This window comes from Streptomyces sp. NPDC111606 (genome assembly GCF_055656945.1).
The window spans coordinates 307,502-329,951 of the sequence record NZ_JBVKBY010000012.1 but is presented as its reverse complement, the minus strand read 5'-3'; the positions used below and the strand labels follow the sequence as shown (position 1 = coordinate 329,951).

21 protein-coding genes are annotated in these 22,450 nt (G+C 70.6%); 10 read left to right on the top strand and 11 right to left on the bottom strand.

Features of this window, described 5'->3' with window-relative positions:
- Positions 1-26: 26 nt before the first annotated feature.
- Positions 27-1,133 carry a DUF5937 family protein gene (locus tag ACZ7M7_RS36130; RefSeq protein ID WP_472124407.1) on the top strand — a complete coding sequence of 369 codons (1,107 nt, stop codon included), beginning with the start codon at positions 27-29 and terminating at the stop codon, positions 1,131-1,133.
- Between the two features lie 24 nt (positions 1,134-1,157).
- Here ACZ7M7_RS36130 and ACZ7M7_RS36125 read toward each other — a convergent pair whose 3' ends face one another.
- From ACZ7M7_RS36125 to ACZ7M7_RS36115, 3 genes are all read right to left on the bottom strand, one after another.
- Positions 1,158-1,814: an AAA family ATPase gene (locus ACZ7M7_RS36125; RefSeq protein WP_472124404.1), complete on the bottom strand. Its 657-nt coding sequence runs from the start codon at positions 1,812-1,814 to the stop codon at positions 1,158-1,160.
- A gap of 49 nt (positions 1,815-1,863) precedes the next feature.
- Positions 1,864-2,535 carry a response regulator transcription factor gene (locus tag ACZ7M7_RS36120; RefSeq protein ID WP_383610716.1) on the bottom strand — a complete coding sequence of 224 codons (672 nt, stop codon included), beginning with the start codon at positions 2,533-2,535 and terminating at the stop codon, positions 1,864-1,866.
- Between the two features lie 74 nt (positions 2,536-2,609).
- The gene (locus ACZ7M7_RS36115; RefSeq protein ID WP_383610713.1) at positions 2,610-3,824 is read right to left on the bottom strand and encodes a sensor histidine kinase; all 1,215 of its coding nucleotides are present in this window, start codon (positions 3,822-3,824) and stop codon (positions 2,610-2,612) included.
- Positions 3,825-3,942: 118 nt separating this feature from the next.
- Between ACZ7M7_RS36115 and ACZ7M7_RS36110 the strand changes: the two genes are divergently transcribed.
- Positions 3,943-4,947, top strand: a complete 1,005-nt coding sequence (locus tag ACZ7M7_RS36110) for an SAM-dependent methyltransferase (protein WP_472124401.1) — start codon at positions 3,943-3,945, stop codon at positions 4,945-4,947.
- Positions 4,948-4,968: 21 nt separating this feature from the next.
- On the opposite strand, the gene ACZ7M7_RS36105 is transcribed toward ACZ7M7_RS36110, so the two are convergent.
- The gene (locus tag ACZ7M7_RS36105; RefSeq protein WP_383610707.1) at positions 4,969-6,120 is read right to left on the bottom strand and encodes an NADH-quinone oxidoreductase subunit D; all 1,152 of its coding nucleotides are present in this window, start codon (positions 6,118-6,120) and stop codon (positions 4,969-4,971) included.
- 31 nt (positions 6,121-6,151) lie between these two features.
- Between ACZ7M7_RS36105 and ACZ7M7_RS36100 the strand changes: the two genes are divergently transcribed.
- Together ACZ7M7_RS36100 and ACZ7M7_RS36095 are read left to right on the top strand one after the other, a co-directional pair.
- Entirely contained in the window at positions 6,152-6,670 is a 519-nt protein-coding gene (locus ACZ7M7_RS36100) for a PH domain-containing protein (RefSeq protein WP_472124397.1), read from the top strand.
- The gene (locus tag ACZ7M7_RS36095; RefSeq protein WP_472124394.1) at positions 6,667-8,001 is read left to right on the top strand and encodes a PH domain-containing protein; all 1,335 of its coding nucleotides are present in this window, start codon (positions 6,667-6,669) and stop codon (positions 7,999-8,001) included. The genes ACZ7M7_RS36100 and ACZ7M7_RS36095 overlap by 4 nt, the downstream gene beginning before the upstream one ends.
- 44 nt (positions 8,002-8,045) lie before the next feature.
- Here ACZ7M7_RS36095 and ACZ7M7_RS36090 read toward each other — a convergent pair whose 3' ends face one another.
- Together ACZ7M7_RS36090 and ACZ7M7_RS36085 are read right to left on the bottom strand one after the other, a co-directional pair.
- Entirely contained in the window at positions 8,046-9,431 is a 1,386-nt protein-coding gene (locus ACZ7M7_RS36090) for a hypothetical protein (protein ID WP_472124391.1), read from the bottom strand.
- Between the two features lie 160 nt (positions 9,432-9,591).
- The gene (locus ACZ7M7_RS36085) at positions 9,592-10,707 is read right to left on the bottom strand and encodes an alpha/beta hydrolase (RefSeq protein WP_472124388.1); all 1,116 of its coding nucleotides are present in this window, start codon (positions 10,705-10,707) and stop codon (positions 9,592-9,594) included.
- A gap of 260 nt (positions 10,708-10,967) precedes the next feature.
- On the opposite strand from ACZ7M7_RS36085, the gene ACZ7M7_RS36080 reads away from it, so the two are divergent.
- The 6 genes from ACZ7M7_RS36080 to ACZ7M7_RS36055 all read left to right on the top strand — a co-directional run bounded on the left by ACZ7M7_RS36080 (position 10,968) and on the right by ACZ7M7_RS36055 (position 16,258).
- Positions 10,968-12,854 (top strand): phosphatidylglycerol lysyltransferase domain-containing protein, encoded by a 1,887-nt coding sequence (locus ACZ7M7_RS36080; protein ID WP_472124385.1) that lies wholly within the window; start codon positions 10,968-10,970, stop codon positions 12,852-12,854.
- A 101-nt stretch (positions 12,855-12,955) separates the two neighbouring features.
- On the top strand, positions 12,956-13,861 hold the full coding sequence (gene folP / locus ACZ7M7_RS36075) for a dihydropteroate synthase (protein WP_383629498.1): 906 nt from the start codon (positions 12,956-12,958) through the stop codon (positions 13,859-13,861).
- Positions 13,858-14,361: a nuclear transport factor 2 family protein gene (locus tag ACZ7M7_RS36070; RefSeq protein WP_383610688.1), complete on the top strand. Its 504-nt coding sequence runs from the start codon at positions 13,858-13,860 to the stop codon at positions 14,359-14,361. Before folP ends, ACZ7M7_RS36070 begins: the two co-directional genes overlap by 4 nt.
- Positions 14,362-14,744: 383 nt before the next feature.
- Positions 14,745-15,104: a dihydroneopterin aldolase gene (gene folB, locus ACZ7M7_RS36065; protein WP_369272627.1), complete on the top strand. Its 360-nt coding sequence runs from the start codon at positions 14,745-14,747 to the stop codon at positions 15,102-15,104.
- Positions 15,101-15,712, top strand: coding sequence for a 2-amino-4-hydroxy-6-hydroxymethyldihydropteridine diphosphokinase (folK, locus tag ACZ7M7_RS36060; protein ID WP_451174814.1), 612 nt, complete (start codon positions 15,101-15,103; stop codon positions 15,710-15,712). The genes folB and folK overlap by 4 nt, the downstream gene beginning before the upstream one ends.
- A gap of 57 nt (positions 15,713-15,769) precedes the next feature.
- A complete protein-coding gene (locus tag ACZ7M7_RS36055) occupies positions 15,770-16,258 on the top strand; it encodes a DUF3180 domain-containing protein (protein ID WP_369272625.1) in 489 nt (162 codons plus the stop codon).
- 22 nt (positions 16,259-16,280) lie between these two features.
- Here the strand turns inward: ACZ7M7_RS36055 and folE are convergent, their stop codons facing one another.
- From folE to ACZ7M7_RS36030, 5 genes are all read right to left on the bottom strand, one after another.
- Positions 16,281-16,886 carry a GTP cyclohydrolase I FolE gene (gene folE, locus ACZ7M7_RS36050; protein ID WP_472124380.1) on the bottom strand — a complete coding sequence of 202 codons (606 nt, stop codon included), beginning with the start codon at positions 16,884-16,886 and terminating at the stop codon, positions 16,281-16,283.
- A gap of 145 nt (positions 16,887-17,031) precedes the next feature.
- Complete coding sequence (gene ftsH, locus ACZ7M7_RS36045) at positions 17,032-19,071, bottom strand: ATP-dependent zinc metalloprotease FtsH (RefSeq protein WP_383610670.1); 2,040 nt, start codon at positions 19,069-19,071, stop codon at positions 17,032-17,034.
- 207 nt (positions 19,072-19,278) lie between these two features.
- Positions 19,279-19,839 carry a hypoxanthine phosphoribosyltransferase gene (gene hpt / locus ACZ7M7_RS36040; RefSeq protein WP_328430472.1) on the bottom strand — a complete coding sequence of 187 codons (561 nt, stop codon included), beginning with the start codon at positions 19,837-19,839 and terminating at the stop codon, positions 19,279-19,281.
- Positions 19,840-19,911: 72 nt separating this feature from the next.
- A complete protein-coding gene (tilS, locus tag ACZ7M7_RS36035; RefSeq protein ID WP_472124377.1) occupies positions 19,912-21,102 on the bottom strand; it encodes a tRNA lysidine(34) synthetase TilS in 1,191 nt (396 codons plus the stop codon).
- Between the two features lie 211 nt (positions 21,103-21,313).
- Entirely contained in the window at positions 21,314-22,438 is a 1,125-nt protein-coding gene (locus tag ACZ7M7_RS36030) for a zinc-dependent metalloprotease (protein ID WP_472124374.1), read from the bottom strand.
- Positions 22,439-22,450: the final 12 nt, after the last annotated feature.

The following is a 22,450-nucleotide window of genomic DNA, read 5'->3' as shown; positions in this document are numbered from 1 at the left end:
TCAGTGGCGGGGTGCACCATGAGGACATGAGCGTGACCATCGACATCGCGGGGCTGCGGCCGGAGAGGCTCGCCGTCGTGCCCTCACCCCTGGCCGAGCTCGGCATGGCGCTGCACGCGCTGTCGGAGCCGGGGCACCACCCGGGCCTGCAGGGGTGGGTGACGGGCGTCACGGCCCGGTTGGACTCACACCTGGCCGACCGGATGTGCGAGGCCGACTTCCTGTGGCGGTCGACGTTCTCCGACCTCTTCCTGCCCTTCGCCGGCATCCCGGGCCGCAGCGCCCTCCCGGGCGCCACCCTGGCGGAGGAGCTGGATCAGCTGGACAAGCTGACGGACGAGCAGTTCGTGGACGCGGCCCTGGAGTTCACCTGCGCCCTTCCGTACAGCACGCGCGGGCCCGATGCGCTCTCCGACGCCGGTGTGCGGCGGCGTGCCCTGGACCTCGCGGCCGCGCGCGGGCCGCAGCAGATGCGGTTCAGCGAGCGACTGCTGTTCGATCCGCCGCGCATCCGGGCCTGGCTGCGGCAGTTCCTCCAGGACTGCGACGAGGCCTTCTTCGCCGATACCTGGTCCCGGCTGCGCCACCAACTCGCGGCGGACGCCCGCCACAAGACGGACCTTTTGCGGCACAAGGGCCTGGCGGAGGCGCTGGCCGCGGTGTCCCCGGCGGTCACCCTCGACGATGCCGCCGCGCGGATCACGGTCGACAAGCTGGGCGACGGCCGTACGGCCACGGGGGACGGCGGCCTCCTCCTCGTCCCGACGAGCCTGGGCTGGCCGCACCTGATGGTCCTGCACCGCTATGCCTGGCAGCCGGTGCTGCACTACCCGGTCGGCTCCCCGGAGCTCGCCGCCCCGCCCACGCTCGAGCAACTGGCTCTGCGGATGACCGCGCTCTCCCACCCCGTGCGCATGCGTATCTGCCGCAATCTCGCCCGCAGCGCGTACACCACGGGCGAGCTGGCGCAGGCGCACGGCGTGACGGCGCCGGAGATATCCCGGCACCTCGGCGTGCTGAAGAAGGCGGGCCTGATCACCACCCGCCGCCGGGGGCGGTACGTCCTGCACCAGCTGGACGTGACGGTGGTGGCCCGGCTGGGCAGCGACTTCCTGGAGGGGATCCTGCGCTGAGCGCTCCCCTCCTGCGCCCACGGCTCAGTCGAAGCGGATGTGCCTGATCCCGACCCTCGCCTGCCGCAGCCGGGTGCGCAGCGCGCCCTCGTTGTTGGGCCTCAGCCGCAGGCCGGCCAGGACGGCGATGCGGTCCGCCGTCTTCGGCACGGTCGAGTGGTCCGTCCACAGATGCTCGGCGAACTCCGGCTCCCGCAACCGCTCCAGGCAGTGGTCGAGCTGCTGGACGGCCCAGCTCTCCCGGCGCAGCCCGGCGTTCTTCCCGATGCTCTTCCCCGCGTTCTTTCCGGCGGCGTACTGAAGGAGGTGCCCGAAGCCACGCTCACGCAGCCGCTTCAGGACCGTCTCGCGCTCGGGGAGGAGCGTGAAGTGCCGTACGTCATGGCCGAGTTCACGCAGTCGGCCCACGGTCTCCTCGAAGTAGCCGGAGTCCGTGACCGTCATGGGCGCGATCACCACACCGTCGTGCTTGGTGAGGGCGAGGTCGAGGACCTCGACGACGCCCTGCCGCCAGGAGCTCAAGTCCTGGAAGTCCCCTCGCAGTTCGGGCGGCAGCGTCCGCCGCAGCCCGAAGCCCGCGTGCTCGGGGTCGCAGACCACGCTGCCGGGCAGGCGGCGCTGGATCTCGTACGCGGTCTGTGTCTTGCCGCCCCCGAAGGGGCCGTTGATCCACAGGAGCATGCGCAGACCCTAGTGGGCACCGGTTACGCGGGAGTCACGCCGGCGTGCGTCAGCCGTGCCCGCCGGCCCGCACCAGACCCGTCTCGTACGCGAGGACGACCACCTGCACCCGGTCCCGGAGTCCCAGCTTGGTCAGGATGCGGCCGACGTGGGTCTTCACGGTCGCCTCGGACAGGACCAGCCGGGCCGCGATCTCGCCGTTGGACAGGCCCTGGGCGACGAGCACCATGACCTCGCGCTCGCGGTCGGTGAGCCGCTCCAGCTCCTTGTGTTTGGGCTCGTTGCCGCTGGAGGGCAGCATGGGCGCGAAACGGTCCAGCAGACGCCGGGTCGTCGACGGGGCGACCACCGCGTCACCGCTGTGCACCGCGCGGATGGCGGCGAGGAGTTCGCCGGGCGGCACGTCCTTCAGCATGAAGCCGGAGGCGCCCGCCTTCAGCCCGGAGAAGGCGTACTCGTCGAGGTCGAAGGTGGTCAGGATCAGCACCTTGGGCGGCTCGGGGTCCGAGCAGATGCGGCGGGTGGTCTCCACGCCGTCCAGCTTCGGCATGCGCACGTCCATCAGCACGACGTCGACGGGGGTCGAGCGCAGCACCTGGAGGGCCTCGACGCCATCTCCCGCCTCCGCGACGACGTCCATGTCCGGCTGGGCGGCAAGCACCATCCGGAACCCGGTGCGCAGCAGCACCTGGTCGTCGACGAGCATCACGCGGATCGTCATCGGGGTCCTCTTCCGTGTCTTTCGTATCCGTCTACAGGGCCGTTACAGGTGTCAACAAAGCGCATACGCAAGCGTCAGTGTGCTGGTTTGAGCGGCAGCAGCGCACTGATGCGGAATCCTCCGCCCGGGCGCGGCCCCGCGTCCAGGGTGCCGCCCACCATGCCGACCCTCTCGCGCATACCGATCAGGCCGTGGCCACTTCCGTCGGCGCCGCCGTCCTCGTACAGCTCGTGCGGGGCGCCCTTGCCGTCGTCCTCGACGAGCAGGCCGAGCCCGTCGTCGAAGTAGACCAGGCGCACGCTGGCGCCCGTGTTCGGCCCGCCGTGCTTGCGCGTGTTCGTCAGCGCCTCCTGCACGATGCGGTACGCCGTCAGCTCCACGCCGCTGGGCAGCGGGCGCGGGGTGCCCTCGACCTTGAAGTCGACCGGCAGACCGGAGCTGCGGCACTGCTGGATGAGGTCGTCGATCTGCTCGACGTCGGGCTGCGGGACGTACTCGCCGCTCTCCTGGTGCTCGCCGGTGCGCAGCACCCCGAGCAGGCGGCGCATCTCGGCGAGGGCCTGGCGGCCGGTGGAGGAGATGGTCTCCAGGGCCTTCTTGGCCTGGTCCGGGGCGGAGTCGAGGACGTAGGCGGCGCCGTCGGCCTGCACGACCATCACGGAGACGTTGTGCGCGACGACGTCGTGCAGCTCGCGCGCGATCCGGGCGCGTTCGGCGGCGACCGCGACCTTGGCCTGCGCCTCGCGCTCCTTTTCGAGCCGGGTCGCGCGCTCCTCGAGCTGCTCGTAGTAGGCGCGACGGGTACGGATGGAGTCGCCGAGCACCCAGGCGAGCGCGAACGGCACCGTAAGGAAGATCACCAGGGCCACATTGCCCAGAACGCTGGAGTCCTGCTCGGGCCAGCGCGTCTGTGCCAGGGGCGCCGCGCACAGGCCCGTGCCCAGCGCGAGCCGGGACGCCCAGCGGGCGCCGGTCGCGGCCACGGTGTAGGTGATCACCAGGAAGGCGAAGTTGACAGGCGTAGGCGCCACGTTCAGCACCAGCTGCGCCAGCCCCACGACGATGGCCAGCACCAGCATCTTCTCCGGCATGCGCCGGCGCAGCGCGATCACCAGGCCCAGCAGGAGGAGGACCGGGACGATGATCGCCTCGGAGGAGGTGCCCGGCAGGTCCTGCCCGCCCTCCTCGCGGACGGCCACGCTCATCACAGAGATCCCGAAGAGGAGGACGGCCCAGAAGCTGTCGACCCACGTCGGGTGCCTGCGGAGGAAGTCATAGAGGCGCTGCACGTAACCCAGCGTAGGGAAGCGAGATGCGTGCACGGGTCAACCGGAGGGCCGATCCGCACTACCCGCGCGTACTCCGCAAGGTGGAGGCTGCGTTCTCCTGTGCGCTTAGCCTGGGCCGGTGACAGAAGTGGCGGCGGGCGAGTGGCGCGGGTGGCGGGCGGCAACGGAAGCCGCCCTGTACGGCCCTGACGGCTTCTACCGCCGCCCCGAGGGCCCCGCCGGTCACTTCCGGACGTCCGTCCACGCGTCGCCCCTCTTCGCCCTTGCCGTGGCCCGGCTGCTGTGCCGGGTCGACGAGGCCCTGGGCCGCCCCGAGCGGCTCGACTTCGTCGACATGGCGGCGGGGCGGGGCGAGCTGGTCACCGGCGTACTGGCCGCCCTGCCCGCCGACGTGGCGGCACGCACGCGTGCGTACGCCGTCGAGCTCGCCGACCGCCCGGAGACCCTGGATCACCGAATCGAGTGGAGGTCCGAGCCGCCGCTCCGGATCAAGGGCCTGCTGTTCGCGAACGAGTGGCTGGACAACGTCCCCCTGGCGGTCGCGGAGGTGGACTCCGCGGGCGTACCGCGCCTGGTTCTCGTACGACGGGACGGGACCGAGCGTCTCGGGGAGCCGGTCGCCGGTGCGGAGGCGCAGTGGCTCGCACGCTGGTGGCCGCTCGGGGGCGCGCAGGGGGCGCGGGCCGAGATCGGGCTGCCGCGCGACGAGGCCTGGGCCGTGGCCGTGGCGACCCTGGAGCGGGGGCTCGCGGTCGCCGTGGACTACGCGCACACGGCGCCCGCGCGGCCGCCCTTCGGGACGCTCACCGGCTTCCGCGAGGGGCGCGAGACGGTGCCCGTGCCGGACGGCTCGTGCGACATCACGGCGCACGTGGCCCTGGACGCGTGCGCGACGGCGTGCGCGCTGTCCGGCGCACGCCTGCTGTACCAGCGCGAGGCACTGCACGCCGTGGGCATCACAGGCGCACGCCCGCCGCTCGAACTGGCATCCACCAACCCCACCGAGTACGTGCGCGCCCTCGCGACCGCGGGAGAGGCCGCCGAGCTCACGGCGACGGCCGGACTGGGAGACTTCGGCTGGCTGCTGCAGCCGGTCGGGATTCCGGACGTACTGGCGCACTGACAGCGCCCGGCTCCCCGCCGACTACTTGTCGATGTCCCCCACCACGAAGAACAGCGACCCCAGGATCGCCACCATGTCCGCGACCAGCGTCCCCGGCAGCAGCTCGACCAGTGCCTGGATGTTGTTGTACGAGGCCGAGCGCAGCTTCAGCCGGTACGGCGTCTTCTCGCCCTTGCTGACGAGGTAGTAGCCGTTGATGCCGAGCGGGTTCTCGGTCCACGCGTAGGTGTGCCCCTCGGGCGCCTTCAGCACCTTGGGAAGCCGCTGGTTGATCGGCCCGGGCGCCAGCTCGGCGAGCCGGTCCAGGCAGGCGTCGGCGAGGTCGAGGGAGACGTGGGTCTGCTCCAGCAGGCACTCGAAACGAGCAAGGCAGTCACCCTCGTCCCGGGTCACCACCCGCAACACGTCCCCCAGCTCGCCGTAGGCGAGATACGGCTCGTCGCGCCGCAGATCGAAGTCCACGCCCGAAGCGCGCGCGATCGGTCCGCTCACGCCGTACGCGTGCACGACCTCCGGCGTGAGGGCGCCCACGCCCCGCGTACGCCCCCGGAAGATCTCGTTGCCCAGCACAAGATCGTCGAACCGGTCCATGCGGGAGCGCACATCGGCGACCGCGGCACGCGCACGCGTGGCCCACCCGGCCGGCAGGTCCTCCTTCAGGCCTCCGACCCGGTTGAACATGTAGTGCATGCGCCCACCGGAGACCTCCTCCATCACATGCTGGAGCTCCTCGCGCTCCGTGAAGGCGTAGAAGATCGGCGTGATCCCGCCCAGCTCCAGCGGATACGACCCCAGGAACATCAGGTGGTTCAGCACCCGGTTGAGCTCCGCGAGCAGCGTCCGGGTCCACACGGCCCGCTCGGGCACCTCCATGCCGAGCATGCGCTCCACGGCGAGGACGACGCCCAACTCGTTCGAGAACGCCGACAACCAGTCGTGCCGGTTGGCGAGCATGATGATCTGCCGGTAGTCGCGGGCTTCGAAAAGCTTCTCCGCACCCCGGTGCATGTACCCGATCACCGGCTCCGCCCGCACGATGCGCTCGCCGTCGAGCACGAGCTTGAGGCGCAGCACGCCATGCGTGGACGGGTGCTGGGGGCCGATGTTGAGCACCATGTCGGTGCTCTCCGCGGCGCCGCCGATACCGACCATGGTCTCCGTCGTAGGAGTCATGGACACAGTCTCTCCTACGTACGCTGGCCTCATGGAGACGGGGAGCCCGGAGAACACGGGGACTGCGGGAGACGAGCCGGGGGCGGCCGAGCCGGGGTGGCGGGGGCTGCCACCGGGCCTGCTGCGCATGCGCCGACTGTTGCTGGTGATGTGGCTGGGTCTGCTGACGATCGGCCTGGGCCTGCTGCTCGGCCTGCTCGCCGGACCCGCCTGGGCGGCCTTCGCCGTGATGCCGCCGGTGCTCATGGTGTGGGGCTGGGTGATGCTCGGCCGCAACTGGCGTTCGTGGCGCTACGCCGAGCGCGCCGACGACCTGCTGATCAGCCGGGGCGTGCTGTGGCGTGAGGAGACGATCGTGCCGTACGGCCGGATGCAGCTGGTCGAGGTGACGTCCGGCCCGGTGGAGCGGCACTTCGGCCTGGCCAGCGTGCAACTGCACACGGCGGCGGCCGCGACCGACGCGACCATCCCCGGCCTGGACCCGGCGGAGGCGGAACGCCTGCGCGACCGGCTCACCGAACTGGGCGAGGCCCGATCGGCGGGCCTGTGACGACGCAGGGCGTCGACGACGCCGTACGCGGGAAACAACCCATCACGGAACGCCGGCTCCACCCGGTGACGCCGCTCAGGCGCGCGTGGGCGCCGATCGCCGTACTCATCGGCTGGGCGGTGCACGATCCGGACCAGGCGCAACGCCAGCTGACCAGACTGACCACCACCACCCTCCTGCTCGCGCTGGCGGTGCTCGTCCCCGCAGCGGCCCTGTACGGCTTCCTCACCTGGTGGTTCACACACTTCGCGGTAACGGACAGCGAACTGCGCGTCCGCACCGGACTGCTCTTCCGCCGCACCGCGCACATCCGGCTGGAACGCATCCAGGCCATCGACATCACCCAGCCCCTGCTCGCGCGCGTGGCAGGCGTGGCCAAGCTCAAACTGGACGTCATAGGTACGGACAAAAAGGATGAACTCGCCTTCCTGGACGCGGAAGAGGCACGCACCCTCCGCGCGGAACTCCTCGCCCGCGCCGCCGGCTTCGCGCCCGAGACGGCACACGAGGTGGGCGAGGCACCGTCCCGCCAACTCCTGCGCGTACCCCCCACCGTCCTGGCGATCTCCCTCGTCCTGACCGGCGCCACCTGGGGAACACTGGCCGCCGCGATCGCCGTACCGACATTCCTCTGGCTGGTCACCGAGAGCGTGTGGACGGTTCTGGCGACCGCGGTTCCGCTGATCGGCGCGGCAGGGGCGAGCAGTGTGGGGCGGTTCGTCGCCGAGTACGACTGGACGGTGGGCGAGTCACCGGACGGACTGCGCATCGACCACGGCCTGCTGGACCGCGCACACGAGACGGTGCCCCCGGGCCGCGTCCAGACCGTACGGATCGTCGAACCGCTGCTGTGGCGCCGGCGCGGCTGGGTACGGGTCGAACTGGACGTGGCGGGCTCGTCCAACTCCCTCCTGCTCCCGGTCGCCCCACGCGAGGTGGCCGAGTCGGTGGTCGCGCACGTACTCCCCGGCACGACGGTGCCCTCCCGCGCCGCCCTGTCCCGCCCACCGCGGCGCGCCGCCCGGTGCATGCCGCTGTGGTGGCGCGGCTACGGCCTGTCCGTCACAGAGGCCGTCTTCGCCGCCCGAACCGGCCTCTTCCGCAGAAGCCTGGCCCTGGTCCCCCACGCGAAGGTCCAGAGCGTACGCCTCACTCAGGGCCCCTGGAAGCGCCTGTGGGGCGTCGCCGACGTACACGTGGACACGGGGGCCAACAAGACGGTGACCGCCCGTCTGAGGGACGCCGAGGAGGCGGCAGAACTCCTGCGCAGCCAAGCGGAACGCTCCCGCACGGGCCGCAGAGACGCCCGTCCGGACCGCTGGATGGCGTGACGGCCGGGCTGCGCGGTCGCGGAACAGGGATGCCTCGGCACCCCTCAGGAAACCGCGCTCCGCAACCCCTGGACATCGATCTGCTCGGTCTCGTCATGAGCCGTCAGGTCGATGACCTGCCCGATCCCCCGGGACTCGGCGTCGGCAGGCTTGAACTCCGCCTCGGCCTCGGCCTTGTGAAGAGCCAGGGCCTCCTGGCCCACGACATCGGCGAGGTCCTCGTTCTGGACGGACTCCAACGCGGAGGACTCGGCCCGCTTGGTACCGAAGAAGTCGAAGCCACCCTGGACCGCCGGACGCCGTACGGGCGTCGCCGGCACGACGGCCACGGCAGTCGGCGCGATGAAGTGCCCGGACGGCTGGCGGGCCGCAGGAAGGGCAGGCTGGGCAGTGCGGGCGACCGCGCCCGTCGGGGTGCCGGCGGCCGCGCGCTCATGCCCGTCGACCGCCTCGGGCTTCCCCTGCGCGTCATCCTCCAACGCAGGCTCCGTCTCGGATCCGGTGGCGTCCCCCGCCTCCGCCTCGGCGGCCCCCGAACCGGTCTTCACCGGCACATCGTCGGAGGGCCCGTCGCCCTTGGGAGGCTCGTTGTTCGGCGGCTCATCCGTCGGGGGCTCATCCTTCGAGGACGCGCCCTTCGCGGGCTCGCCCTTCGTGGGCTCGCGCTCCGAGGACTCACCCTCCGAGGACTCACTCTTCGAGGACTCCCCCGCCGGAGACTCCCCGTCCTCGTCGAACCGCGCCAACGCCTCCTTGGCCCGCAGGAACAGCCGAGAACCTTCAGGCGAGAAAACAGCGGACACCGCCGACGCCTCCTCAACGGCCTCAGCCTCGGCACCCTCGGCGTCGACCTCGACCTCGGTCTCGACGGCAGCACCCTCGGAGTCGGCCTCGACATCAGCAGAGACAGCCACAGCCTCCACCCCGTCAACCGGCCCCGGCACAGCCCCCGGCGGCAACGCCCGCGCAGGCGCCCCCGCCTCTATCTCCAGGACCCGCCGCTCCTCCAGCACACTCGCCCGCTCGGTCTCCGCCGTGGCGTACCGCCGCAGCAGCGACGCATGCTCGTTGCGCAACCCCGCAAGCTCGGCCCGCTTGGCCCGCAGCCGCTGCTCCAGCTTCACCCGCAGCTCGCGCGACTCCTCGAGGTCGGTCTCCAGCTCGGCGACCCGTTCCTCGTGCCGCCACTCGTCGCTCGCACGCGCGCGCGTGAGGTCGGCGACCTGCTTGCCCGCCTGCGCGTCCCAGCGGCGCATGACGACCCCACCCACGACCGCCGTCGCCGCGGCGGCCGCGGCAAGGCCGCGCAGCACCACGGGCTCGGTGAACACCCAGGGCGCAAGGGCACAGACAACGGATACGCCTGCGATCGCCGACGGAGGCAGCAGCCTGTGCAAGGGCGGGGAATGACGGTGACGTCCACGTGGCATGGCCAGAAACTTACCGCGCGTAGGCGATTCTTGGCGCCCCACCCCGTAAAAACACAGCCATCCCGAGTCGTTCACAGTGCATCAGCAATCAGATCCGCCCCGAATTAACCAGGAACCAAGATCACAAAGCCGCGCCGCAGCTCACGCGCTCAACGCCCGCTCACCCACTCAACCGCCCACTCACCCACTCCAACGTCCCCGGAATCTCCCGCCGCCAGGTGTTGAAGTTGTGCCCGCCGCTTTCGAGGATGACCGACGAGATCCGCGTCAGCTTCGTGGCCTTCACACGTTCAATGAACTTCAACGTGTCCTTGTAGTTGGATTCTCCCACTTTGCTGCTGCTCACCAGCAGTGAAGTGTCCGGCGGCGGCATGTGCTCGAGGTACCACCACAGGTTCGCGCGATTGCGCAGTTCCTCGTCACCGTGGAAGAGATCGCCCGTCGTGGCGTCGATCGGCGCCTTGTAGTACGCGGAAAGCCCCGCCCCGGCGGCATACGTACGGGGATGGTGCATGGCGAGCTTCAACGCGCAGTAGCCGCCCGTGGAGTCCCCGATGATGGCCCAGCCACCCGGTTCACGCCCCACCCTGTAGTGCCCGCTCACGGCATCGGGGAGATCCTTCGCGAAGAACGACTCCGTCTGCGGCCCCCCGGGAATGTCCACGCACTCCGTGTCCCGCGGCGGCGCCACAGTGGGCCGCATCATCACCAGGATCATCGGCTGCATACGCCCGTCCGCGGCCAGCCTCCCTGCCGTACGCGGATAGTCGAGCTTGTCCACCAGCGCCTCGGCCGTACCCGGATACCCGGTGAGAACGACGGCCGCCGGGAACGTACGCGTGCGGAACTGCGGCTGAAAATACTCGGGCGGCAGATAGATGTACGCGGGCGTCGCGATCCGCGTGGTACGGCCCACGATCCCGACCTTCTGGATCTGCCCGCCCACCTGCGGCCGCGCGCTCGCCGCCCCCGGCACCCGCCGCGTGTCGACGACCCGAAGCGGCCCGCGCGCGGGCGTGTGGTCCACGACGACGCCCATTTCGTCCTCCTGACCGAACAGGTCGGCCCAGCTGGCGTAGAACCCGAAGGCCTGGTTGGCTCCGAGGCCGACCGCCGCGAAGAGCGCCAACTGCGTGGAGAACAGCAGGCCGACGCGCCCGCCGACCGCCCGCAGGCCGCGGCGCGCCAGTCGTGGCCACAGCCAGACCGTGCCGACGAACAGCCCTACGGCGGCCGACACCGCCAGCGCCAGCACCTTGTCGCTCGTGAGCCCCATCGATGGTTACCTGTCCGCACTTTCCGTCCGGTCCACGCGGGCGCACGACACATACGCCCACGCCGCCTCCCCCGCACCTTCGCAAGGGCTTGCCCCGGACTTTCCTTGGCCTTTGAAACGGTTTTGGGAAGCCGAGTGAACCTCTCCCCTCAAGACACCGTCCTAGAGGGCGCAATGTCGCCGGATGCCCGAATCGGCACCGGATCCAAGGTCTCTCGCAGAACTAATGGGATGCGATGTCTGTCAGGACAGATGTGGAAATGTCAGGCGCGGTTCCTCAACGATCGAACCGAGGGGGGCAACTGCCCAGCCGGGTACGGCATCTGCTCCGCGGCCCGCGCCCCGAGGCAGTTCCCCTGCTCGTCGGCAGAGCCTGCGCCCTGGTGGGCCTGCTGGACATCGCCGCGGGTGTCTTCCCGCGCTTCCGGCACAGCCGTATGCACGCCATCGCCGAGGTGCTGCCGGGCTCCACGGGCCCGTTCGCGGCCGCGCTCTCGCTGAGCGCCGGCGTACTGCTGCTCCTGCTCGCGCACGGCCTCAAGCGCGGCAAGCGGCGGGCCTGGCGGGCCGCCGTCGTGCTACTGCCGGCCGGAGCGATCGCGCAGTTCACGTACCGCCACTCCGTGGTGGGCGTCCTCATCTCACTGGCGCTGCTGGCCACCCTGCTGCGCCACCGGGGCCAGTTCACCGCCCTGCCCGACCCGCGCAGCCGGTGGCGGGCGCTGGCCAACTTCGTCCTCATGGGCGCCGGTTCCCTCGCCCTCGGCCTGATCATCGTCAGCGCCCACCCGAACGCCCTGGTCGGCGACCCGGGCCTGGTCGACCGCATCACCCACGTCCTGTACGGCCTGTTCGGCTTCGAGGGTCCGGTCGACTACCAGGGCAACACCTCGTGGACGGTCGCCTTCTCGCTCGGCGCCCTCGGCTGGATCACGGCGGTCACGACGATCTACCTCGCCTTCCGCCCCGAACACCCCGCCGCCCGCCTCACCGAGGACGACGAGGCCCGCCTGCGCGCCCTGCTCGCCAAGCACGGCGGCCGCGACTCCCTCGGCCACTTCGCGCTCCGCCGCGACAAGGCCGTCGTCTTCTCCCCCAGCGGCAAGGCGGCGGTCACCTACCGCGTCGTCTCCGGCGTGATGCTCGCCAGCGGCGACCCGATCGGCGACGTCGAGGCCTGGCCCGGTGCCATCGAGCGCTTCATGGACGAGGCCAAGGCCCACTCCTGGACCCCCGCCGTCATGGGCTGCTCCGAGACCGGCGCCGAGGTGTGGACCCGCGAGACCGGGCTCGACGCCCTCGAACTGGGCGACGAGGCGGTGGTGGACGTCCCGGATTTCTCGCTCGCCGGCCGCGCGATGCGCAACGTACGACAGATGGTCAAGCGCATCGAGCGCGCCGGTTACGAGACCCGGGTACGGCGCGTCCGTGACCTCGGCGAGACCGAGCTGGACCGCATCCGCCGCGCCGCCGACGACTGGCGCGGCACCGACACCGAGCGCGGCTTCTCCATGGCGCTGGGCCGCGTCGGCGACCCCGCCGACGGCGACTGTCTCGTCGCCACCGCCCACAGAATTGAAAGAGCGGCGCGAAGCGCCTCAGGTAGGGCGGTGGTGGGAGACGGGTGGGCCGACGAGGAACCGGGAGAGTACGGCGACCTCAAGGCGATCCTCCACTTCGTGCCGTGGGGCACGGACGGGGTATCGCTGGACCTGATGCGCCGCGACCGCTCCGCGGACCCCGGCATGAACGAACTGCTGATCGTGGCCGCCCTGCAGGCCGCTCCGAAGCTCGGCATCGCGCGCGTGTCCCTCAACTTCGCGATGTTCCGCTCGGCCCTCGCGCGCGGCGAGAAGATCGGCGCGGGCCCCGTGCTGCGCGCCTGGCGGGGCCTGCTGGTCTTTCTGTCCCGCTGGTTCCAGATCGAGTCCCTGTACAAGTTCAACGCCAAGTTCCGGCCACGCTGGGAGCCCCGTTTCGTGGTCTACCGCGCTTCGGCCGACCTGCCCCGCCTCGGCTTCGCCGCCATGCAGGCCGAGGGCTTCGTGAACCTGGCCCTGCCGCTGCCGCGCTTCCTGCGCCGCCGGACCAACGCCCCGCGCCCCTGCCCGCACCGCGTGACGGAACGGGACGTCCAGGCGGCGTGACCGCGGCCCCCCGACCGGCCCGAGCGGAAGCCCCCTGCCCCCGAAGGCTCCCGCTCGGGCCACAGCACGTCCCGACAGGCCCTTGGGCCTAGGCTGAACGTATGAGCAAGCAGAGCGGACGCGGGCGCGTCGCGGGCCTTCCGCAGTGGGACCGGTGCGCGGTCATGGGAGTCGTCAACGTGACCCCCGATTCCTTCTCCGACGGGGGCCGCTGGTTCGACACGACGGCCGCCGTCAAGCACGGCCTCGCCCTGGTCGAGGAGGGCGCCGACCTGGTCGACGTCGGCGGCGAGTCCACCCGCCCCGGCGCCAGCCGGGTCGACGAGGCCGAGGAACTGCGCCGCGTCATCCCCGTCGTCCGCGGCCTCGCCTCCGAGGGCGTCACGATCTCCGTCGACACCATGCGCGCCTCCGTCGCCGAGCAGGCCCTCGCCGCCGGCGCCGCCCTCGTCAACGACGTCAGCGGCGGCCTCGCCGACCCCGCGATGATCCCCGTCGTCGCGGACGCCGGCGCCCCCTTCGTCGTCATGCACTGGCGCGGCTTCCTGGAGGGCGGGAACGTCAAGGGCGTCTACGACGACGTCGTCGCCGAGGTCGTCGCCGAGCTCCACGCGCGTGTGGAGGCCGTGCTGGCCGGCGGCATCGCCCCCGACCGCGTGGTCGTCGACCCCGGCCTGGGCTTCTCCAAGGACGCCGAGCACGACCTCGTGCTCCTCGCCCACCTCGACCGCCTCCTCGCCCTCGGCCACCCCCTCCTCGTCGCCGCGTCCCGCAAGCGGTTCCTCGGCCGTGTCCTCGCCGGGCCGGAGGGCGCGCCGCCACCCGCGCGCGAGCGCGACGCCGCCACGGCCGCCGTCTCGGCGCTCGCGGCGCACGCCGGCGCCTGGGCGGTGCGGGTGCACGAGGTGCACGCCACCGCGGACGCGGTGCGCGTGGCACGCGCCGTCGAAGGAGCGCGCGTCCCCGAGAACACGCCGGGCGCGCAGGCCGCCGAGGGAGCCCGGTGAGCGCCCCGCACACCGACGTCGAGCAGGTGGAGGCCGCCAACACCGGCTTCTACGAGGCGATGGAGCGCGGCGACTTCGAGGAGCTGTCCTCGTTCTGGCTCACCCCGTCCGACCTCGGCGTCGACGAGACCTACCACGACCCGGCGGACGTCGGCGTGGTCTCCTGCGTGCACCCCGGCTGGCCGGTTCTCACCGGCCGCGGCGAGGTCCTGCGGTCGTACGCGCTGATCATGGCGAACACCGACTACATCCAGTTCTTCCTCACCGACGTGCACGTCTCCGTGACCGGCGACACCGCCGTGGTGACCTGCACCGAGAACATCCTCAGCGGCGGGCCCGCCCCCGAGGGCGACGAGGAGCTCGGCCCGCTCGTGGGCCAGCTCGTGGTCGCCACGAACGTGTTCCGGCGCACGCCGGAGGGCTGGAAGATGTGGTCGCACCACGCTTCGCCGGTTCTGGCCGAAAACGACGAGGACGAGAGCGACGACACCCCCTCCTGAGTGGGTAGGCGACCTACAGGCCGACCGCAGGACCGCACAGAACCGCACCACAAGGCCGCACCACAGGACGGCAGGAACACACGCAGGGACAATCTCGGACAAACACTGGGATGACTCGCAGGAGCCACCCGCAAGGAGGCCCGCCGGCCCCCGCCGGGACCAAGAAGTGGTTGGAATCACGCGTCCCCGGGTAGGCGCGGCTACCAACCCGTGAGCCGCCGGGTTCCCCAGGGGAAACACCCAGTGAATCCGCCCGGCCCGGACCGGACCCACGCCCCCGTGGCCCGGCCCTGTCAGTGCCCGCAGGTAGATTCGATCGAGGCCGGTGTGCCGCCCGCACACGGCATCGACCGGCCGTACCGACGATTGCAGGAGTGATTCGCGTGGATCGTGTCGCGCTGCGCGGCCTGAAGGCCCGCGGGTACCACGGTGTGTTCCCCGAGGAACGCAGGGAGGGCCAGACCTTCGTCGTGGACCTCGTCCTCGGTCTGGACACCCGACCGGCCGCCGCCGACGACGACCTGGCGAAGACCGTGCACTACGGCATCGTGGCGGAGGAAGTCGTGGCCGTCGTCGAGGGCGACCCGGTCAACCTCATCGAGACGCTCGCCGAGCGCATCGCCCAGGCCTGTCTGAAGCACGAAGGAGTCCAGGAGGTCGAGGTCACCGTCCACAAGCCGGACGCGCCGATCACCGTCCCCTTCGACGACGTGACCGTCACCATCACCCGGAGCCGAGTATGACTGCACCGTTCATCAAGGGCCCCAACGACCCGACCGTACAGCCGGTACCCGCCTCCGTCGTCGACCAGGTCGACGCCGCCGACACCACCCTCAGCAACCCGAAACGGGCCGTGATCTCCCTCGGCTCCAACCTGGGCAACCGCCTCGAGACCCTGCAGGGCGCCATCGACGCCCTGGAGGACACCCCCGGCGTGCGCATCAAGGGGGTCTCCCCCGTCTACGAGACGGAACCGTGGGGCGTCGAGCCGGGCACCCAGCCCTCGTACTTCAACGCGATCGTGGTCCTCAAGACCACCCTCCCCCCGTCCTCCCTGCTGGAGCGGGCGCACGCGGTCGAGGAGGCCTTCCACCGCGTACGGGACGAGCACTGGGGCGCGCGCACCCTCGACGTCGACATCGTCTCGTACGCCGACCTCGTCTCCGACGACCCGAACCTCACGCTTCCCCACCCGCGCGCCCACGAACGCGCCTTCGTCCTCGCCCCCTGGCACGACCTGGAGCCCGAGGCCCAGTTGCCCGGCCGCGGCCCCGTCGTCGACCTGCTCGGCACCGTCACCCGGGAGGGCGTCGCACCCCGCAGCGACCTGGAACTCCAGCTGCCCGAATAGTCGTTAAGGTCAAGACGACCACATTCCGTGGGGACCCGGGGGAGCTGAAGGGGCACCGTGAGAGAGCTGCGCATCAGGTTGCTGGCAGGCGTGTTCATCGTGGCCGGAGTCCTGTCCTGGGCGGGCGCCCGCCTATGGAACGCCGTCGGGACCCTGCCCAGCGTCCCGCTGGCCGCGCCCATCGTCCTGGCGGTCATCGCCGTGATCCTGCTCGCCACGGCACTCTCGATCCGCGCCCGCCTCAAGGCCCAGCGCGAACGCCGCCCGGAGGCCAAGGGCGTCGACCCCCTGATGGCCGCCCGCGCGGTCGTCTTCGGCCAGTCCAGCGCCCTGGTCGCCGCCCTCGTCGCCGGCATGTACGGCGGCGCGGGCGTCTTCCTCCTGGAGTCCCTCGACATCCCCGCCCGCCGAGACCAGGCCATCTACGCCGGCTTCTCCGTCGTGGCAGGCATCGGCGTAATAGCGGCAGCCATCTTCCTGGAGCGCGTCTGCAAACTCCCGGAGGACGACGAGCACAACGGCGCGGGGGCGGCGCCGACGGTCTAGAGCGGGGTCAGCGCACCGCGTCTCAGCGGGCCATGATGAGGCTCATCGCCTCGTTGCGCGTCGCCGCGTCCCGCAGCTGGCCGCGCACCGCCGACGTTATGGTCTTCGCGCCCGGCTTGCGGATGCCCCGCATCGACATGCACATGTGCTCGCACTCCACAACGACGATCACACCACGCGGCTCCAGGATCTCCATCAGGGAGTCTGCGATCTGCGTGGTGAGCCGTTCCTGCACCTGAGGCCGACGGGCGTAGACGTCCACCAGCCGAGCCAGCTTGGACAGACCCGTGATCTTCCCGGACGTGGCCGGAATGTAGCCGACGTGAGCGACACCGCGGAACGGCACCAGGTGATGTTCACAGGTGCTATATACCTCGATGTCCTTCACGAGCACCATCTCGTCGTGCCCGATGTCGAACGTCGTCGTCAGCACGTCCTCGGGCTTCTGCCACAACCCCGCGAAGATCTCCTTGTACGCCCGCGCCACCCGCCCCGGCGTCTCCCGGAGCCCCTCCCGGTCCGGGTCCTCCCCGACCGCGATCAGCAGCTCGCGCACGGCGTTTTCGGCGCGCTTCTCGTCGAACTCTCCGACGCGGCCCTCGCCGTCCAGCGTCACGGGGTCGGTCATGTGGTGCCTCGATCCTTTGCGGGTGGCGCGTATGGGTCACGCGTCTGAACTGCCGGCATACGAAAATGCCACGCCCCCCAGGCTAGAACCTGGGGGGCGTGGCATTCATTCCGGGCCTGGTGTGGTCACCAGGGCCTGAGCGGCGTCAGCTCTCGGGACGCTCCTCGGGGGCCGGTTCGGCCACCGGGGCGGGCTCCGTCGCCGTCGACTTGGCGGTGGTGATCGCCGGCGTCGCGCCGTTGGCGCCGTTCGTCAGTGCGAGCTCCTTCGGGGAGAGCACCGGCGGACGGGTGGACGGCGTACGGCGGGAGGAACCGGTCCAGGCGGGCCGGGGCGGGCGCTTGACGATGGGGGCGAAGATCTCGGCGATCTCCTCCTTGCCCAGCGTCTCCCTCTCCAGCAGCTGAAGGACCAGGTTGTCGAGGACGTCGCGGTTCTCGACCAGGATTTCCCAGGCCTCGTTGTGCGCGTTCTCGATGAGCTTCTTGACTTCCTCGTCCACCAGCGCGGCGACCTCTTCCGAGTAGTCGCGCTGGTGAGCCATCTCACGTCCGAGGAACGGCTCGGTGTTGTCGCCGCCGAACTTGATGGCACCGAGGCGCTCGGTCATGCCGTACTGCGTGACCATCGCGCGGGCCGTGGTGGTGGCCTTCTCGATGTCGTTCGCCGCGCCCGTCGTCGGGTCGTGGAAGACGAGCTCCTCGGCCGCGCGGCCGCCCAGCATGTACGCCAGCTGGTCCAGCATTTCGTTGCGGGTCGTGGAGTACTTGTCCTCTTCCGGCAGGACCATCGTGTAGCCGAGAGCACGGCCTCTGGAGAGGATCGTGATCTTGTGGACCGGATCGGAGTTCGGGGAAGCCGCCGCGACCAGGGCGTGTCCGCCCTCGTGGTACGCGGTGATTTTCTTTTCCTTGTCCGACATGATCCGGGTCCGCTTCTGCGGGCCCGCCACGACGCGGTCGATGGCCTCGTCGAGCATCTGGTTGTCGATCAGCTTCTTGTCGCTGCGGGCCGTCAGGAGCGCGGCCTCGTTGAGGACGTTGCTCAGGTCCGCACCGGTGAAGCCCGGCGTACGGCGGGAGACCGCCGACAGGTCGACGTCCGGGGCGACCGGCTTGCCCTTCTGGTGAACCTTGAGGATCTCCAGACGGCCCAGCATGTCCGGGCGGTCGACCGCGATCTGGCGGTCGAAGCGGCCGGGCCGCAGGAGGGCCGGGTCGAGGATGTCGGGCCGGTTCGTCGCGGCGATGAGAATCACGCCGCCCTTGACGTCGAAGCCGTCCATCTCGACGAGCAGCTGGTTCAGGGTCTGCTCGCGCTCGTCGTGACCGCCGCCGAGGCCGGCACCACGGTGACGGCCGACCGCGTCGATCTCGTCGACGAAGACGATCGCCGGGGCGTTCGCCTTGGCCTGCTCGAACAGGTCACGGACTCGGGAGGCACCGACACCGACGAACATCTCGACGAAGTCGGAACCGGAGATCGAGTAGAACGGCACACCCGCCTCGCCCGCGACGGCGCGCGCGAGCAGGGTCTTGCCGGTGCCGGGCGGGCCGTACAGCAGTACGCCCTTGGGGATCTTCGCCCCGACGGCCTGGAACTTCGCCGGTTCCTGCAGGAACTCCTTGATCTCCTGGAGCTCCTCGACCGCCTCGTCCGAGCCGGCGACGTCCGAGAACGTCGTCTTCGGGGTGTCCTTGGTGATGAGCTTCGCCTTGGACTTGCCGAAGTTCATGACCCGGGAGCCGCCGCCCTGCATCTGATTCATCAGGAACAGGAAGACGACCACGATCAGGACGAAGGGAAGCAGGGAGAGCAGGATGCCGACGAACGGGTTCTGCTTGGACGGCGAGACTGTGTAGCCGTCCGGGATCTGCTTCTGCTGGTACTTGTTCTGCAGCGTGTTGGCGATGTCCACGCCTTGGTCGCCGATATAGCTCGCCTGGATCTTTGTGGCGTCCTCGACCTTTTCGCCGTCCTTGAGCTGGACCTTGATGATCTGCTCGTCGCCGGTGGTCAGCTTGGCCGACTCGACCTTGTTCTCGTTGATCGCCTGGACGACCTGGCCGGTGTCCACCGTCTTGTAGCCGCCGGACGAGCCGACGACCTGCATCAACACGACCACGGCAAGGACGGCCAGCACGATCCACATGACCGGCCCACGGAAGTATCGCTTCACGTCCATCCATACGGAGCGGTGTCGCCCCGTCCCTCCTGCCATAGTGAGTTTGATAAGACAGTTCTTCTGACGGTACCCCAGCTTCGACGCCCGTAGCCGCACGGGACGGCCGGTAAGCCCGTCTGCATGCTCCAACGGCGCGAGGCCCGCCGGGGTTCCCGATCTTCGTACGGGTGTTGGGCCCTTCGGGTCCGCGATCGCGGACCGCCGGGCTCAGCCGCCGTAGACGTGGGGCGCGAGCGTACCGACGAACGGGAGGTTGCGGTACTTCTCGGCGTAGTCGAGGCCGTAGCCGACCACGAACTCGTTGGGGATGTCGAAGCCGACCCACTCCACGTCGATGGCGACCTTCGCGGCGTCCGGCTTGCGCAGCAGCGTGCACACCTTGAGCGACTCGGGCTCGCGCGAGCCGAGGTTGGACAGCAGCCAGGACAGCGTCAGACCGGAGTCGATGATGTCCTCGACGATGAGGACGTGCTTGCCCTTGATGTCGGTGTCGAGGTCCTTGAGGATCCGCACGACACCGGAGGACTGGGTGCCGGCGCCGTACGACGACACAGCCATCCAGTCCATGGTGACGGGGGTGGACAGCGCCCGCGCGAGGTCGGCCATCACCATCACCGCGCCCTTGAGGACTCCGACGATGAGCAGGTCCTTGCCCGCGTACTCCGCGTCGATCTTCGCGGCCAGCTCGGCCAGCTTCGCGTCGATCTCTTCCTTGGTGATGAGCACCCGCTGGAGGTCGGCACCCATGTCTTTCGCGTCCACCCGCATCACTTTCGGTCGGTCGTCCCGCATTGATTGGCTCGGCCGGCCCCTCCGTCGTGTTCGTGGAGGGGTCGGGAATCAGCCTTGCCGAATCACCAGTCTGCCACCCTGGCGCTGGGCGACGACTTTGCCGGGGAGATTGATGGCTCCCTGACCGCGCCAGCCGGTGATCAGACGGTCGACTTCCTCGATGTGGCGGGCGAACAGCGCTCCGGCGGGCGCCCCGGCCTCGATGGCGGCGCGGCGCAGGATCCGGCGGCGTACGGCGGGCGGCAGCGCGTACAGCTTGGCGCACTCCAGGAGGCCGGCCGCGTCGCGTACGGCGGCCTCGGCATGGCCGGCCCAGGCGTCGAGCGCGTCGGCGTCGTCGCGGGAGAGCTGGGCCGTGCGGGCGAGTGCCTCGACGACGCCTTTGCCGAGCGCCTTCTCCAGGGCGGGCAGGCCCTCTTGGCGCAGGCGTGAGCGCGTGTATGCCGGGTCGGCGTTGTGCGGGTCGTCCCAGACCGGCAGGGACTGGACCATGCAGGCCTTGCGCGCGGTCTGCCGGTCGAGCCCGAGGAAGGGGCGGCGGTAACGGCCGCCGGCCCCCGAGACCGCGGCCATTCCGGACAGGGAGCGGATGCCGGAGCCGCGGGCGAGGCCGAGCAGGACGGTTTCGGCCTGGTCGTCGCGGGTGTGTCCGAGCAGGACGGCGATGGCGCCGTGGCGGGCGGCCGCGTCGTCGAGGGCGGCGTAGCGGGCGTCACGGGCGGCGGCCTCGGGTCCGCCCGAGCGGCCGACGGTCACGGCGATGGACTCGACGGGTTCGAGGCCGAGTTCGCGCATGCGCAGGACGACTTCCTCGGCGCGCAGGTCGGAGCCGGGCTGCAGACCGTGGTCGACGGTGATGCCACCGGCGCGGATGCCGAGTTTGGGGGCCTCGAAGGCGAGAGCGGAGGCGAGGGCCATGGAGTCGGCGCCGCCGGAGCATGCCACGAGCACGAGCGGGGAGGGGGGTCGCTCGTGCGGGGTGGTGCGAGGGGGCTCCTGCGGGGCCCGACCGGGGGGCGCGTACGACAGTTCGCGCGCCGTGTCGTGGGCGGCGGGCGCTGCGCCGGTCGGCGTCACGGGCGGCGCCGTGGGCAGCGACATGTGCGGGATCTCGTACGAGGTCGCGCGCCGCCTGCCGGGTGCGAGGGCGTCGGTGGTGCGGCTGTGTTCGGTGAGGATGTCGTGGAGGACGCGGCGGACCGCCAGGCGTATCGCCGCGACCGCAGGATGGGGACCCATGTCCGGTTCCCTTCATGAAGTTTTCGGGGGGTGAGCCCGAGCTCGGTCACTCAGAGTGTGTAGATGGTGACAGAGACGGGCCGTTCCCCGAGCATTGCACGCCTACCCATGGCTCACGGTCCCTCGGACGGGTGATTGGAGGGGCGTTCGCCTGCCGTCGGCCGGATTCGGTTCACGACCTTCGTATGAGATGCACGACTCGGCGCGCGATTCACGACTCCGCCTTGCGATGCACCCGCGCGATCCAGTCCGCCGGTTTGGCGATCTCCGACTTGGTCGGGAGGGTGTTCGGGGATGTCCAGACGCGGTTGAAGCCGTCCATGCCGACCTGGTCGTGGACGGCCCGTACGAAGCGTTCGCCGTCACGGTACTGCCTGAGTTTGGCGTCGAGACCCAGCAACTTGCGCAGGGCCATGTCCAGTCGGGAGGCGCCCTTGGCGCGCCGCTGCTGGAACTTTTCGCGGATCTCGGCGACGGTCGGTACGACCTGGGGCCCGACTCCGTCCATCACGAAGTCGGCGTGGCCCTCCATGAGAGACATCACTGCGGTGAGCCGGCCGAGGATCTCCCGCTGGGCCGGGGTCTGCACCAGTTCGACGAACGAGCGTCCGCCGTCGTCCTCCTCGGCCTCGGGCCGGCCGCCGGCGAGCGACTGTGCGGCCTCGCGGATGCGCTCCAGGACGGTCATGGGGTCGACATCCGTCTCTGCCAAGAAAGACTGGATTTCGCCCTCGAGGTGGTCCCGCAGCCACGGCACGGCGCTGAACTGCGTGCGGTGCGTCTCCTCGTGCAGGCACACCCACAGGCGGAAGTCGTGGGGCTGTACGTCGAGTTCGCGCTCCACGTGGACGATGTTCGGGGCGACGAGCAGCAGTCGTCCGGCGCCGTTCTCGCCCGCCGGGAGTTCGCGGGTGGCCGGGGCGAAGGTCTCGTACTGGCCCAGGACCCGGGAGGCCAGGAAGGACAGCAGCATGCCGAGTTCGACGCCGGTGACCTTGCCGCCGACGGCGCCCATGACCGCGCCGCCGGGGCTGCTGCTGCGGCGCTCCTGCATCTTGTCGAGCAGGGGCTTGAGGATCTCGCGGAACCCGGCGACGTTGGCCCGCACCCAGCCGGGGCGGTCGACCACCAGGACGGGGGTGTCGTGGGTGTCCTCCGTGCCCATACGAGTGAAGGCCCGGACGTGTTCCTCCGAGGCCTTGGCATGTCGGCGCAGCTCGGCGACGACGGCCCTGGCCTCGTCGCGGCTCACCTCCGGGCCCGGCCGCACGAGCCGGGTCGCGGTCGCCACCGCGAGATTCCAGTCGACCATCTCGGCACCACCGATGCTCGTCATGTGTCAACCGTA

What these genes read in the sequence shown, in the direction of transcription:
- ACZ7M7_RS36080 (WP_472124385.1), top strand. Translation starts at nt 10,968, where the DNA reads ATGTCAGGCGCGGTTCCTCAACGATCGAACCGAGGGGGGCAACTGCCC.
- folP (WP_383629498.1), top strand. Translation starts at nt 12,956, where the DNA reads ATGAGCAAGCAGAGCGGACGCGGGCGCGTCGCGGGCCTTCCGCAGTGG.
- ACZ7M7_RS36130 (WP_472124407.1), top strand. Translation starts at nt 27, where the DNA reads ATGAGCGTGACCATCGACATCGCGGGGCTGCGGCCGGAGAGGCTCGCC.
- tilS (WP_472124377.1), bottom strand. Translation starts at nt 21,102, where the DNA reads ATGGGTCCCCATCCTGCGGTCGCGGCGATACGCCTGGCGGTCCGCCGC.
- folE (WP_472124380.1), bottom strand. Translation starts at nt 16,886, where the DNA reads ATGACCGACCCCGTGACGCTGGACGGCGAGGGCCGCGTCGGAGAGTTC.
- ACZ7M7_RS36030 (WP_472124374.1), bottom strand. Translation starts at nt 22,438, where the DNA reads ATGACGAGCATCGGTGGTGCCGAGATGGTCGACTGGAATCTCGCGGTG.
- folK (WP_451174814.1), top strand. Translation starts at nt 15,101, where the DNA reads ATGACTGCACCGTTCATCAAGGGCCCCAACGACCCGACCGTACAGCCG.
- ACZ7M7_RS36120 (WP_383610716.1), bottom strand. Translation starts at nt 2,535, where the DNA reads ATGACGATCCGCGTGATGCTCGTCGACGACCAGGTGCTGCTGCGCACC.
- ACZ7M7_RS36125 (WP_472124404.1), bottom strand. Translation starts at nt 1,814, where the DNA reads ATGCTCCTGTGGATCAACGGCCCCTTCGGGGGCGGCAAGACACAGACC.
- ACZ7M7_RS36105 (WP_383610707.1), bottom strand. Translation starts at nt 6,120, where the DNA reads ATGACTCCTACGACGGAGACCATGGTCGGTATCGGCGGCGCCGCGGAG.
- ACZ7M7_RS36100 (WP_472124397.1), top strand. Translation starts at nt 6,152, where the DNA reads ATGGAGACGGGGAGCCCGGAGAACACGGGGACTGCGGGAGACGAGCCG.
- ACZ7M7_RS36085 (WP_472124388.1), bottom strand. Translation starts at nt 10,707, where the DNA reads ATGGGGCTCACGAGCGACAAGGTGCTGGCGCTGGCGGTGTCGGCCGCC.
- hpt (WP_328430472.1), bottom strand. Translation starts at nt 19,839, where the DNA reads ATGCGGGTGGACGCGAAAGACATGGGTGCCGACCTCCAGCGGGTGCTC.
- ACZ7M7_RS36090 (WP_472124391.1), bottom strand. Translation starts at nt 9,431, where the DNA reads ATGCCACGTGGACGTCACCGTCATTCCCCGCCCTTGCACAGGCTGCTG.
- ftsH (WP_383610670.1), bottom strand. Translation starts at nt 19,071, where the DNA reads ATGGACGTGAAGCGATACTTCCGTGGGCCGGTCATGTGGATCGTGCTG.